The 13,340-nt window shown below is 37.4% G+C and carries 11 protein-coding genes and 2 pseudogenes; 10 read left to right on the top strand and 3 right to left on the bottom strand.

Annotated elements, in window-relative coordinates:
* The 6 genes and pseudogenes from B371_RS23395 to B371_RS0106405 all read left to right on the top strand — a co-directional run.
* Positions 1-188: pseudogene (locus tag B371_RS23395) on the top strand (alpha-amylase family glycosyl hydrolase); the annotation flags it as partial.
* A 181-nt stretch (positions 189-369) separates the two neighbouring features.
* A complete protein-coding gene (locus B371_RS0106425) occupies positions 370-963 on the top strand; it encodes a nucleotide exchange factor GrpE (protein ID WP_019413483.1) in 594 nt (197 codons plus the stop codon).
* A 240-nt stretch (positions 964-1,203) separates the two neighbouring features.
* Entirely contained in the window at positions 1,204-3,078 is a 1,875-nt protein-coding gene (locus tag B371_RS0106420) for an Hsp70 family protein (RefSeq protein WP_019413482.1), read from the top strand.
* A complete protein-coding gene (locus tag B371_RS0106415; protein WP_019413481.1) occupies positions 3,075-4,298 on the top strand; it encodes a DnaJ domain-containing protein in 1,224 nt (407 codons plus the stop codon). Before B371_RS0106420 ends, B371_RS0106415 begins: the two co-directional genes overlap by 4 nt.
* An 874-nt stretch (positions 4,299-5,172) precedes the next feature.
* On the top strand, positions 5,173-5,439 hold the full coding sequence (locus B371_RS0106410) for a YdbC family protein (RefSeq protein ID WP_019413480.1): 267 nt from the start codon (positions 5,173-5,175) through the stop codon (positions 5,437-5,439).
* A gap of 297 nt (positions 5,440-5,736) precedes the next feature.
* Entirely contained in the window at positions 5,737-6,177 is a 441-nt protein-coding gene (locus B371_RS0106405) for a YtoQ family protein (RefSeq protein ID WP_019413479.1), read from the top strand.
* 136 nt (positions 6,178-6,313) lie between these two features.
* On the opposite strand, the gene B371_RS0106400 is transcribed toward B371_RS0106405, so the two are convergent.
* Entirely contained in the window at positions 6,314-6,838 is a 525-nt protein-coding gene (locus B371_RS0106400; RefSeq protein ID WP_019413478.1) for a type 1 glutamine amidotransferase domain-containing protein, read from the bottom strand.
* 181 nt (positions 6,839-7,019) lie between these two features.
* On the opposite strand from B371_RS0106400, the gene B371_RS0106395 reads away from it, so the two are divergent.
* Positions 7,020-8,135: an IS4 family transposase gene (locus B371_RS0106395; protein ID WP_019413477.1), complete on the top strand. Its 1,116-nt coding sequence runs from the start codon at positions 7,020-7,022 to the stop codon at positions 8,133-8,135.
* A gap of 243 nt (positions 8,136-8,378) precedes the next feature.
* Here B371_RS0106395 and B371_RS21405 read toward each other — a convergent pair.
* Both B371_RS21405 and B371_RS0106385 read right to left on the bottom strand, forming a co-directional pair.
* A pseudogene (locus tag B371_RS21405) lies at positions 8,379-9,086 on the bottom strand (DNA alkylation repair protein).
* A gap of 338 nt (positions 9,087-9,424) precedes the next feature.
* The gene (locus tag B371_RS0106385; RefSeq protein ID WP_019413474.1) at positions 9,425-9,838 is read right to left on the bottom strand and encodes a DUF1284 domain-containing protein; all 414 of its coding nucleotides are present in this window, start codon (positions 9,836-9,838) and stop codon (positions 9,425-9,427) included.
* Between the two features lie 601 nt (positions 9,839-10,439).
* Between B371_RS0106385 and B371_RS0106380 the strand changes: the two genes are divergently transcribed.
* The 3 genes from B371_RS0106380 to B371_RS0106370 all read left to right on the top strand — a co-directional run bounded on the left by B371_RS0106380 (position 10,440) and on the right by B371_RS0106370 (position 12,755).
* Positions 10,440-11,654, top strand: a complete 1,215-nt coding sequence (locus B371_RS0106380) for a pyridoxal phosphate-dependent aminotransferase (RefSeq protein ID WP_019413473.1) — start codon at positions 10,440-10,442, stop codon at positions 11,652-11,654.
* Positions 11,651-12,100, top strand: a complete 450-nt coding sequence (locus B371_RS0106375) for a RidA family protein (RefSeq protein WP_019413472.1) — start codon at positions 11,651-11,653, stop codon at positions 12,098-12,100. Before B371_RS0106380 ends, B371_RS0106375 begins: the two co-directional genes overlap by 4 nt.
* A gap of 298 nt (positions 12,101-12,398) precedes the next feature.
* Positions 12,399-12,755, top strand: a complete 357-nt coding sequence (locus tag B371_RS0106370) for a four-helix bundle copper-binding protein (protein WP_019413471.1) — start codon at positions 12,399-12,401, stop codon at positions 12,753-12,755.
* Positions 12,756-13,340: the final 585 nt, after the last annotated feature.

Raw genomic sequence — 13,340 nt, 5'->3', positions numbered from 1 at the left:
CCAAACAGTACGGCGGATGGGAATGACTCAGATTACCGCGTAGAGTCTGCAAAAATGTTGGCTACATGCTTACATATGATGCATGGCACACCTTATATTTATCGGGGGGAAGAAATCGGTATGCTGTTAAATTTGCATCTATTGAACAGTATAAGGATCTAGAAACACGCTCATATATTAAGTCTCAATGGTGCCTTTTTTAGTATATTTGGAGTCGTATCTTTTTTACACAGGAAACCAGTGTTGATAAGGTTTTTTCTTGCTTTTCCACTCTCTCGAAGAGGCCTTTTTATTGAAATTTCAAGGTGCGAAATTTAATTCATTACAGTATAATGTAATTATTAGTCTGATTTATAAAAGGAGATAAAAATGAGCTGGAAAATTTGGAGATTGAAAGAAAAGAATCCTGTCGATGTCCAGATAGAGTACATACGTAAAGATGTATCGAGTCTTGACGAAAAAATTGAAGCCACAAATGAGCAAATAAAAAGACTTACCCGCTTACAATTCAAATCGGCAAAAACCATGGAAGAAGAATTTGAAAAAATAAAATCTAGTTTACACGCACAAAAGGAACAAGACAACCTCATTAGCCAACTAGATGAATATGCAAACAAACAACAGCATTTGATCGAACATTTGATCCGCTTACTTGATGAAATGGACCATATATCTTCTGGGTTAAACGACGGACAAGAATCATGGCGACAACTTCTAGAAGAATGGTCTCGAAATCTTGTTGGAAGTTTGAACGAAGTCGGTATACATGAATTAAACGTTCTTGGAGAAGGTTTTGATCCGAAATTGTCAGAAGCGATGAAGTCAGTGGAAATAGACAGTTTGGATCAAGCGACAATGGGGACGGTCCCCTATCAAGTTGTTGAAGTTCTTAAAAGGGGATTTGTTGACGATAAAAATAACTTAATCAGAAAAGCTCAAGTTGTTACGGTAAAAGGGCTTTAAAGTGAATCGAGGTTAAATAAGCCTCGGCGTATTTAACCGGAATTTGAATTGAGTTTGCTCAATTCACTCTGCTCCTTTTAAAATCGATGGCATCCGCAGAAGACTCAGGGCCAACAGGATGGTGGTTACTCAGACATTACCGCATGACTCGGCGACCTTAGTCTTTAGTAACCCGATTGAGCAAAGGACTGACCTTTTTCTGAATGAAGTTAAAAATAGATTTATTAGGAGGTAATATGTATGTCAGAAAACATGAAAAATGATCCAACATTTCGACCAATTGTCGGAATAGACTTTGGTACAACCAATTCAGCTGTCGCCTATATTCATAATGGAAAACCGCAAATTATTCCCGGACCAAATGGTGAAAGAATAACACCATCTGTTGTATTAATCGCTCCCGATGGAAAATTAATTGTCGGTGAAGACGCACGGGCCGCTTTAATAGCAATGCCAGAGAGAACAAAGGCGGCTGTAAAACGTGAAATGGGCGCAAAAGAAACAATGATGCTTGCCGGAAAGTCGTATTCCCCGGAAGAAGTTTCAGCGATGATTTTAAAACAAATGAAGAATTTTGTGGACAAGCAATTGGGCGAGGGAGAAAAAGAAGCAGTCATCACTGTCCCTGCCTACTTTACCAATGAACAGCGACAGGCAACAAAAAGAGCCGGTGAACTTGCCGGTTTTATAGTTGAGAGAATTATTAATGAGCCCACCGCTGCAGCACTTGCATTTGGTTTTCAACATCTAGATGAAGATCGTCACTTACTCGTATATGATTTAGGAGGAGGAACATTCGATGTTTCGATTGTAGAGTTGATGGATGGAATTCTTGAAGTAAAAGCTTCATCTGGCAACAGCCGCTTGGGTGGGGAAGATTTTGACTGGTTATTGGTTGACTGGCTGTCTGAGAAGATGATTGCTCAATATAAAGTAGATCCACGTAAGGACGTTCGAGCAAAAGCGGTGTTAAAAGAAGAAGCGGAAAAAATTAAAAAGAAATTATCAAATGAAGTACTTGTAGAAATTTCATTGCCTATCGTTGTTATGAAAGAAGAAAAGCCGCTTGGTTTATATACACAAATGACAAGAGAAGAGTTTGTTGCGCTAATTGAACCGCAATTGCGTGAAACGATGGATAAGGTCAAAGAAGTATTGATAGATGCAGAACTTGATGCTCAAGAAATTGATGATATCCTGCTCGTTGGAGGTTCAACGAGAATACCTCAAATCCATCACCTTATTCAAGCTTATTTCAATAAAGATCCTAGGGGAGATGTTAACCCTGATGAAGCTGTTGCCATAGGAGCTGCTATTCAAGCAGGGATAAAATCCGGGTCATTCTCAAAAAATGGTTTAATCGTAACCGATGTTGCTCCTTTTTCAATGGGGATAGAAGTGGTGACGGAATCATTCGGTTCCAGTTTTCGTCCGGGTGCTTTTCAAGCCATTATTCCGCGCAATACAACTATCCCAGTAACCCGAACTGAAACCTTTAATACGGTAGACGATTATCAAACAGGGGTCCAGATTAGTGTGTATCAAGGAGAAAGTAAGTGGGTAAAGAATAATCACTTTTTGAATGAATTTTTACTAGAAGGTTTGCCACCTGCGCCTGCTGGTTCAGAAATGGTAGATATTACATTTCGCTATAATTTAAATGGTATTTTAGAGGTAACGGCAAGAGGTGTCTCGAAAGACGAGGCGATAACGGTAACTATTCAAGATGCACTTGACCGGAGTAGTGAAAAGGCTTTTCAAGAAAGCTTAAAAAAAGTAGAAGATGTGCAACAAAATCAAAACGACGAGGATGAACTGAATTTATTTGACTTCTTGAATGAAGACAGTGATTTTAATGAAGATTCACAAATCGAGAATAAAGATAAAAACCGTTCATTTTTAGAACTTCAGCAGGAAGCAAAAGACTACCTCAATCACTTCCATCTTTTGTTGGTGAACGGCTCAAATGAGAGTCGGAAACTATTAAAAGAGGTTATCGGTATTTTAGAAGTGGCGTTAAGAATTGAGGATTCTGCTGAACTAGAGAAAGCTATTGATATTGCAATGGATACGATTATTGACCTCGATATACAAGAATTGGATGTGAAGGAATGAACAATCAACCAACAGAAAATTACTATAAAATATTGGGGACCACTGCAAAGATTGACCAAGAAAAAATAAAAGAGAAATATATTAAAGCGGTGAAAAAATATCCGCCAGAATCAAATTCGGAAATGTTTGAGAAAGTTCGCACTGCTTATGAAACGCTTAAGGATCCAGCTAAAAGAAAAGAATATGATCTTTCTCGTAAATATGGGAAAAAACTAGAAGACGTGTTTGCAAAAGCAATGAACAATTTGCAAAGAGGTAATTATACTCAAGCTCAGATTCTTTTTGAAAAGGCGCTATCTATTTCGCCAAGTAATATACCTTCGTCTATTAGTCTTATACAGATAGCAGTTATCGAGGGTGATCTTCAAAAAGCTAGTAACCAATTCCAACGATCACTAGGAAATGTCATAGATAAAGAAGAACTATGTAAACTTTACAACATTTACGCACGCATCTTATCCGAGGTAGAATATTACGAAGAGGCAATGGAAGTTTTGATAGAAGGAAAGAATACCTTTCCGGATGATTCATACTACTTTGATTTGCCTCGTGCAGCTATCTATGTGGAAATGGATGAAAACGCGAAAGCATGGGACATCCTTATTCAGTGTATTCCAAATCAAATTGAGCAAAAACCAGAACATAATGATTTATTATTATCTTCGATTCATCTTCTAATTAGAATGGAAAAATGGGACCAAAAGGAAATTATTCGAAAAAAGTTTCGTAAATTTATACAAAACATGAATGAAGAAGTGCGACGGGAAGTTTTTGATTTAATGATAAGTGAATATGAACACCATTTTGATGAAGAAGACTTTCTTGGTGCCGAAGTTTTTATTGACTTTGCAAAAATGGTTACCGGAAATGATTCTGATATTCGGGAAAAACACCAAGAAGTAAAAAAGATGGCGCAAGTACAGAAGGAATTGTTACGCATGGAAGATGATGAGAATGCTTTTCCGCTTTTATTTATTCGGACTATGGAATGGTTTTATACAGATACTGAAGAATTGTATTACTATATCAACAGCATTCCTGCAGGATTTATGGCTTCACTTGAGGATGATAAAGAAGAATATGCTGTAAATATTATTCTCTTAAGAAAAAAATACCCAGCAATTTATAATCAGTTTAAGAAAAAATGGGACGACCTGTTTGCGGATTTAACAAAAGGCTTTAATCGCGAAATGAAACGACAACTTCTTAAAGTAAAATGACAGGCGTGTTGATTATCCGAAAATAGACAGAACAACCCGGCTGCAATAGTCAGTCAGATATATTGTTAATGTGTTCTTCCAAATAACAGGTAATTTATCCCTCAGAAGTATTCGTAGGAAAAATGTGGAGGCATGCTTTCGATTGTAAATAGAGGACTGTGTCTGTGGATATAACCATTCCGGCAATGCATACGAAATCAGGACTGTAAAAAGATGGTTGTAGACAGCATTTTCAATCGTGGTGAATAAAATCAGCACATTTAAACTTTGTATAATCCAACGGACAAAAGATTTTATTCTACATCGTGCTTTATACATATCGTCGATACTACAGATGTAAACATTGCGTAAGCTTGTCACGACATGGACATTCCCTGCATTTAAAAAACATGCCTGTGTGCTGAAACTATTCTACAAAATTATGACAATTCACTATAATTCAAGAGAGGATAGCATGTATTCTTTTGTCGGAGTCTCCCTGAGGCTACAATCTAGCAAAATTTTTGTATGTAAACATATATTGAAGAGAATTAAGAAATTATAAAGTGGACGAATTTGTAACTTATAGGAAAAGAGACGATTAAGTGAGTTGGTCACTTGGTCGTTCTTTTAATTCCAAATTTATATCTAGCTAGTGAAATGGAATGTTCTGTAGGTAGTTCCGTAAATGATCTAGTGTTTTTTTCTACTTTGACCAGATGCTGATCATTCTGATTTACTCCTAAAAAAATATGTTAAGAATATTTTCTTAGAGGACGAGTCCTTAGATAGTGCTATAAGTATCATAGTAATAGTTTATGTTTGCAATTCTTGAATAATTTCACAATATCGTATAATTGTTTAGTAGATGAAAAGAAGAGGAGGGTAAAAAAAGGTGGCTGACTTAAAGTATGAAATTATTGAAACACTTGCTACATTGTCTGAAGGAAGCAAAGGGTGGAAAAGACAATTGAATTTAATCAGTTGGAACGACCGAGATCCGAAGTATGATGTGCGAGATTGGTCTGAAGATCAAACAAAGATGGGAAAAGGTGTAACGTTTACCCTTGCAGAGCTACAAGCTTTAAAAAATGCATTGAATGAGTTACCGGAGCTAGAAAAAATAAAACAGGAGATCACCTGGAAGAATGATACAGAGTAGTTGTATAGGTGTATTACCTTTTTGCGTATATCAGAATAAAATTTTATGCTGTCTGAATTTTGAAAGCGTTTCTTGTAGATTTTTATTCCCAAACAGCCAAATGGTTTCTGTTTGATGTCGGTAATCAAGGACTTAAATAAGAAATTTTCTCTAAAGAAGCCCGGAAATGACCCCATCCAAAGCTGCAGTTGACTTTATGCGCTTTCAGCGATCCCTGTCATCATAAAAGATCGTATGATTTCAATCCCTCATTCGAAATATGATAGACTGAAAGAAATGGATTTTGGAGGGTGAATCATGAGACTAACCGTTTATCTTGCAGGAGAAATTCACAGTACATGGCGGGACGAAATCAAAAAGAAAGTCCTGGCACTCGATCTGCCGGTCGATTTTATTGGCCCGATGGAAAATCATGACCGTTCAGATAATATCGGGGAAGAGATTTTAGGGGTACAGCCCGGTGCTATATTTAAAGATGCTGCCGCTTCAAGCTTCAATAATCTGAGGACCAGTGTATTGATGCATAAAGCTGATCTGGTTATCGCCTTGTTCGGCGAGCAATACAAACAATGGAATACGGCAATGGATGCAAGTGCCGCAATTGCTGGCGGTAAGCCTGTTATCATCATCCGTCCGGAGAAATTGCATCATCCGCTGAAGGAGCTTTCCGCTAAATCCAGTGCCACAGTCGAAACTTCCGACCAGGCCATCAAAGCGCTGTCCTATATTTTTGAATAGTATTTTCGAGTGGACGTAAAATGGAGAAAAGATGCTCACAGCATCTTTTCTCCATATTTTGTATGTTCAGAAGAGCAGCTTTCACTGAGCGGACATATGTTCAGGTGTCAAACCCTCTAATGTCTCTTCAGAAGACTCATTTTTGTTCCAATACATTAATAAACTCTCTTAAATAATCCGGAAGATCTGGTGGACGGCGACTTGATACGAGATGTCCGTCCGTGACAACGGGCTCGTCATACCAAATCGCTCCTGCGTTTTCCATATCATCTTTTATTCCAGGTGTACTAGTTACTTTTTTTCCATGCAAAATTCCAGCCGAAATTAACACCCATCCTGCATGACAAATTTGACCAATTGGCTTTTTATTTGCATCCATATGTTGAATTAAAGAAATTACTTCAGGAAATCGGCGTATTTTATCTGGTGCCCATCCTCCTGGTACCAGAATCGCATCATATTGTTCTGGATTAATATCTCTATATGCTAGATCGGAGGGTGCAGGTACACCATATTTCCCTATATATTTTATATTTGCTTCTTCTCCAACTAGATGAACAATTGCGCCTTCTTCTTGGAGCCTAAGAATTGGATACCAAAGCTCTAAATCCTCAAATTCATGATGCACTAAGCTAATAACTTTTTTCCCTTGTAATCGCATGTTAAGACCCCTTCCATGAAAATATGTTTTATTGGTTAAATATCACTAGTGTTGCATTAATTTTTTCATAAAATTAGGAATTCATAAAATCTTCAAATATCGATAAATACCAAAAGAAAAAATCCTTTATAATGGAAGGTACAGGTAGTTCCTGTCCAAATCCAATATAAAGGACCAATTTATGGACAAGAATACACGAAAAACCTCATTTGGTAAATGGGTTAACGCCATTAATTTTGAAAAATTAAACGAAGCCGTGAACTTTCACGGCCAAGATCGATATACAAAAAAATTGACGACGCAGGCTTTCACACTTCTCATGCTCTATGCACAATTAACTGAGACAGACAGCTTGCATGCCCTTGAAGCGGCGCTGTCAAATAAGGACTTCCAGCATGCGATCGGAGTGGATTCCATCAGTGTGTCGCAGCTTTCCCGAAAAAATAATCAGCTGGATCCAGCGATTCTCTCGAATCTTTTCATGCAGATGGTCGGTAAAATTACCGCACAAAAACTGTCACCTAAAAAGGGAATGCTGCTAAAAATTATCGACTCTACAACACTTCCCTTGAACGTGAATCATTTTAAATGGGCGGAATTCCGGGAAACCAAAGGGGGCGTAAAGTTGCATCTGCGCTTGGTCTTCGATGAAAACGGAACGCATTACCCGGATAAAGAAGTCATCACGAATGCGAAAGAACACGACCGTAATCAACTGGAAGTGCTGGTTGATGACAAAGAAGCCATGTACGTTTTCGATCGTGCATATGTGGATTACAAACGATTCGACCTCTTTACAGACGATGGAATCTTTTTCGTTTGCCGGTTGAAGAAGAATGCCGTCCTTCATCCCGTCTATTCGTTTACTCTTCCAGAAGGAAGCGATGTCCTTTCGGATACTATGGCTTTTATTGGATCCAGCACCAACTGTACGGAAAATGTCTTTCGGATTATCGTCATACCAGACGGCAAGGGAAGCGAACTGCGTCTAATTACAAATCGATTCGACCTTACAGCGGAGGAAATTAGTGAAATCTATCGCTCCCGCTGGGCAATTGAATTGTTCTTTAAATGGATCAAGCAACACGTGAAAATTAAGCATTTCTACGGTCAAAGTGAAAACGCCGTGAAAAACCAAATTTACTTGGCGTTGATCGCCTATTGCTTGAACGTGTTGATTCAGATGGAGTCGAAAAGTGGAAATTCAATCTTACGAATTTCACGCATTTTGGTAGCAAATCTCTGGCAGAATTTCCATTATTGGCTTCGTGAAATCAGAAGCAAAAAAGTTCCGTAGGAATACTTTCTATAACTGTCGCCTCGCCTATCTGTATAAATTTACCAAATGGACAGTGCTACCTTTATTCGGGTACTTCCCTTTTTTGAAAAAAATATCGAAATCATGTGACTGAATATTCAGTTACGCTTTATGCAACACTAGTGGTTAAATATAAATTAATTAGAACTTATAATCCGACTCTGCCTGTACTCGATCACTAATCAACTTATACGAATCTTCTATAAGTGGCAAAACTATAGTTTAACATCTTACATGTTTGCGTTTGAAACCAAGCCGTCCTTTATCTACTGCCTTTTGAATATTTTCGGAAGCGAGTAGGAAACTGGTTTTTTTCTTGTCCTGATTGACTTCTACTGGGCCTACTGACTTTGCGGTATCGACCGCCATATCATGGGACGGCAAATAAGATACCCCTACTGTGTAAATAAAATTATTCATAGCGTATTTAGTTCGTTCAGGAGAAGTGTGAATTGTATTTCCCACAATTTCAAGCATATTGGCAATTTTGCTTTCGGAAAATTCACCATCCGGGCGATTACCCAAAAGCCAGCAGTAACAATTCCAGCCCGCTGACATTCTCAGTTCTTCGCCGCTTGCGATCCATTTATCTGCAACTTCTTGTGCAATATCTGTTTCTGACAAGGTTACTGCAACTACATAATCGGACAGCATATAAAAATAAGCCGCATCGATCCAACGCTCAAAATCAGCTTCAGTCATTGCTTTTGGGTCTGCAATTATGCCGGCAAAGTACATTGCATCGTAGTTACCTGTGGTGTAAAGCTGCTCAGCCAAAGCTTGATTTTTTTAAATTTTCTTGACGACGGGCTTCATAGCACCTGTAGCCACTCCAAAAAGCGGTTCGCGTGCTCCATTGGATACATACATTTTCTTGGTTCGCTCCTTGCCGAGAGCTTCAAGTTCCTGCATAACCATGTCTAAATTCATTGTTTAACACATCCTTCTTTTTGAAGATTTTGTCCTATGCGACACATGTGGGATGCTGAGTGTTGCTAACGAAGTAATGTTCTTACAGTGTATTTCATCTTTAGCATATGGACAAGTAAACAGAAAGTCTCCCCTATTAAGGGCTTATGTAAATTTAAGGACCCAGAAACACACGATCATTTTACCGACACATGAGATTCGTGAAGTAGAACTTTTAATGGAAGAAATCGTTGTAGTGTGTGGCAACGATTTTATAGTGAAACACTAACGAGTTTTATAGAATAATGGATTAACTTTGATGGTTGACTAGCTATAAAACTTTCATAGGGAAAGATGAATCAAATTTTTCTTAAGCCTCTACCCTTAAGAATCTCTTTGACACCTTCTTCACAAACTCCATAGGTTCGCCAAGAACAGGTTTCACACACAATTTGAATATCTGTGGGAACCACATACTTTTGAATATGAGAAACTATGTCTTCCCAACTAAGAATTTGTCCAATTTCGAGCCCCATTTTAGTTAAAATAGTGGCATCTCTTTCATAAATAGTATCGTCTTTGCAATGGTATTTACCGGAGTTTGGAAACTTTTCGCACAACTGATCAGGTCCCTTTACAAGCAGAATCAGTGTTCTGGGGTTATCCCTCAAGGTTTGATGTAAACCCGTCATATTTTCAACATACTCTTCGGAATAGCCCATCCCACGGTAACCTAGAAGGCAAAAAAGATGGTGACCTCGCAATTTATACATAGTTTTCCCCCAGTTCAAATGGTGTTATTACATTTAGAAGTTAACGAAATTTAAAGTGTGCTTCTCTTATTTATCATAATATATCATATCGCTACAATTATAAGCTTTGATTTACAATAGGTTGTGGATTGTTTAAAACTAAACAAAAATCCATCTACAATTGGCATCCCTCTTATTTATCATTAATCAAATAAGCTATAAAAATTAGGCTCTTCACCAGAACAAAAGTTGCCGATTTTAACAGCGCGCGCGGAGCGCTTCATTACATTCCAGTAAAATCCGTTGTTAGGATAATGGGGGTGTTGCAACACTTTGACCTCATAATTAATCTGTATACCTCTTCCGTTGTTTGGTGGTACTTTCAACTATAGAGGATACAGGTGTTTATTTGTATTATTTTTCACGTCAAGAATAGACTCTAGTGTTAAGTCATAATTTAATCCGATAATAAAGAAAATATAATTATAGGTATTTAATATTGGAGATATTAAAAAAGTCATATATTATTAGAATATAAGAAGAATTATGAAAACTTAATGCAGCTATAAAACATTTACAAAAAAGATTATGTTAATAAAACTTCAGAGGAGAGTGACTTATAGTGGATTTACTAGAAAAAAAGTTTTCGAAAATCGGTGTGGATAATGCTCCTGGACAAGAGATGCGTCAGAAAAGTAGTGAAATTTCTCTCATAGGAGAAAAAATACCTGGTCGACCTGTTGACTTTTCACACGGTGATGTAGATGCTTTTGAACCAATCCCAGGTACTTTAGAGGCTTTCGTTGATGGCGTTCACAGTGGTGGCAAACAGGCATATACCGAATATCGAGGTAGCGAAATCCTCCGTGAAAATGTTGCCCTAAAACTTGCCAATTTCACGGGTAGCTTGATAGATCCTGGACTTAATCTCATAGTTACCCCAGGAACCCAGGGTGCGCTTTTCCTAGCATTGGGTTCTACTATTAGTCGTGGTGACAAAGTCGCTATTGTTGCACCCGATTATTTTGCCAACCGGAAAATAGTTGAATTCTTTGATGGTGTAGTTGTTCAGGTCAAAATGGACTACTTTAAAACAAATAATTGTGCAGGATTGGATTTGACTTTGCTTGAAGATGCCTTTAAAGATGGCGTAAAACTATTTGTGTTTTCTAATCCGAACAACCCTACAGGCGTTATTTATTCACCAAAAGAAATTTCTGAAATCGCGCAATTAGCACAGCAATATGGAGTAATTGTTATCGTTGATGAGCTATATTCTCGTCAAATTTTTGACGGACGTGGCTATACGCACTTATGTGCACAAAATGTTATAAATCCGGAAAATTTAATTACTATAATAGGACCATCGAAAACAGAGTCCTTAAGTGGTTATCGATTAGGTGTAGCATTTGGCTCTGCTAAAATTATTAATCGTATGGAAAAATTACAAGCAATTGTTTCTCTTCGTGCAGGTGGGTATAGCCAAGCTGTGTTGAGTTCTTGGTTTGCAGAACCGGAAGGCTGGATGACTCGACGAATTAAACAGCACCAGTTAATACGTGATGATTTGCTAACTAATCTTAATGCTTCGGATGACTTTGAGGTAAGAGCTCCGGAAGGTGGTAGCTATCTCTTCCCGAAAGTTCCAAACTTAGGTGTGCCTTTACAAGACTTTGTAAAAATATTACGAATTCAAGCGGATGTATCAGTAACCCTTGGTACAGAATTTGGACCACAATTCACTGATAGCTTTCGTGTGAATTTTTCACAAGATCATAAATCAGCAGTAGCGGCAATAGATCGTATCATTAAGTTAGCGGGGCGATATCGTAAATGATTACACCGAGAAAAAAAGAAAACAACCCTATTCCACAAGGGAAATATTTAACTGCAACAAGATTTGGAAACCTTATCTATACTTCTGGAATGACGCCTCGGAGGAATGGTGAATTAATTCAAGAAGGGAAAGTTAGTAGCTCTGAGGACGTTGATGTATATAAAACAGCGATCGAACAAGCGGTTGCTAATGCCATTACCGCAACAAAGAACAAACTAGAAAAAAAAGAACGAATAGAGCAAGTACTTTCTCTTACTGTTTATATAAATGCGGAAGAAAGCTTCCAAGCACACTCCGCTTTGGCTGATCTTGCTTCTAATTATCTTTTTGAAGAATTAGGTAGCTCAGGTATTGGTAGTCGAGCAGCAGTAGGAGTATCTTCACTTCCTGGTAACGCGCCAGTGGAGATTCAACTTATCTTCGCTGTCCTACCAGAAGAGAAATGAAAATTAATATGAAGTGAACTGTGAACCTCCGAATAGTGGATTTATTAGAAAATAAACTGCCAATCACATCAAGAAGCCTTACTCTCGTGGAGAAGGCTTCTTTTTGATAAAGGGTGTTGCTTCGAGATCTAAACAAATCATGAATATAGACATTCATGACAATTCAAATATCCTAACGGCAATTGCTTCCTAATAAAATTTTATTATCATAATTTTAAAAAGTGGTTATTAACCCAAATGGGCTAGATGTTCATACATATGATGCAACTGTAATGAAAAAAACATTGGAGGAAATTTAATGCATCATACAATGCCTCATCATATGGGTCAGATCCAGCACCATCAAGTTTTAGAAACTGTTCAAAAGTGTGAAGTTATTTGTGAATCTACAGAGTATTGTATTCTACAAATGAAAGGTTCTCATAGAAAAGAGCAATTAAGATTACTTAGGGATTGTGCTGATATATGTACTTTAACCGCAAAGTATATTGCACGTTGTAGCCTATTTGCAAAATCTATTGCCTGTTTATGCGCACAGATTTGTGAATTTTGTGGAAAACATTGTTTACAACACCCAGATGAACAGTCGCAAATTTGTGGTCAAATGTGCTTGCATTGTGCTCAAGAATGTAATGCTTTTGCAATGTCTGCATAATCTTGTCGATAGTTGATAATGTGTACTGTGTAAAACTATTTAAAATCTATATATATGATTTAAACCATTCTCTCAATTCCATTAAGGTGTCATCTTTCCTGTTTTAACGGAATATTACATTTCAAGCATCTGTTGCAATGGTTATTCACTAATAACTGAAAAGGTAGCTTTATAACTAATGAAAGCACATGAGGATATCCCTCTTATGCTTTCATTTATTTATGGAAAACTCTATTTTAATGGGTCACCAATCTACTGTTGGTGTACAAGTCTATATTGCCAATATAAATTGTATGGTACCTGTGTAAAAAAAATAATCAGTTTATTCATTAAAATTGTATATTAAATTTGCTAGAAGCTGCAGAAGATGGATTTCGTTAAATTGATTCCTCATAAAATCTCATTTTTCTGTTCCATAAATTTAGTGGTGCCACCCATAACAATTAAATTGAAATATTTAGTTAAAAAGTTATTGTTTTTATCAATTATTTTCTATTAATTCCACTAATCTGATAACAAAATCGACCATTGGTGGGACCTTTTATTGGCGACCGTCAGGTTGCCTAGCCCGACTTTCGGCTTGAG

The organism is Paenisporosarcina sp. TG20, assembly GCF_000286315.1.
Lineage (GTDB): Bacteria > Bacillota > Bacilli > Bacillales_A > Planococcaceae > Paenisporosarcina.
This window is presented reverse-complemented; position numbering and strand designations above follow the sequence as displayed.

Excerpts from the sequence above, each read along its gene's own strand:
- B371_RS0106395 (WP_019413477.1), top strand. The coding sequence starts at position 7,020 with ATGGACAAGAATACACGAAAAACCTCATTTGGTAAATGGGTTAACGCC.
- B371_RS0106420 (WP_019413482.1), top strand. The coding sequence starts at position 1,204 with ATGTCAGAAAACATGAAAAATGATCCAACATTTCGACCAATTGTCGGA.
- B371_RS0106400 (WP_019413478.1), bottom strand. The coding sequence starts at position 6,838 with ATGCGATTACAAGGGAAAAAAGTTATTAGCTTAGTGCATCATGAATTT.
- B371_RS0106415 (WP_019413481.1), top strand. The coding sequence starts at position 3,075 with ATGAACAATCAACCAACAGAAAATTACTATAAAATATTGGGGACCACT.
- B371_RS0106425 (WP_019413483.1), top strand. The coding sequence starts at position 370 with ATGAGCTGGAAAATTTGGAGATTGAAAGAAAAGAATCCTGTCGATGTC.
- B371_RS0106375 (WP_019413472.1), top strand. The coding sequence starts at position 11,651 with ATGATTACACCGAGAAAAAAAGAAAACAACCCTATTCCACAAGGGAAA.
- B371_RS0106370 (WP_019413471.1), top strand. The coding sequence starts at position 12,399 with ATGCATCATACAATGCCTCATCATATGGGTCAGATCCAGCACCATCAA.
- B371_RS0106385 (WP_019413474.1), bottom strand. The coding sequence starts at position 9,838 with ATGTATAAATTGCGAGGTCACCATCTTTTTTGCCTTCTAGGTTACCGT.
- B371_RS0106405 (WP_019413479.1), top strand. The coding sequence starts at position 5,737 with ATGAGACTAACCGTTTATCTTGCAGGAGAAATTCACAGTACATGGCGG.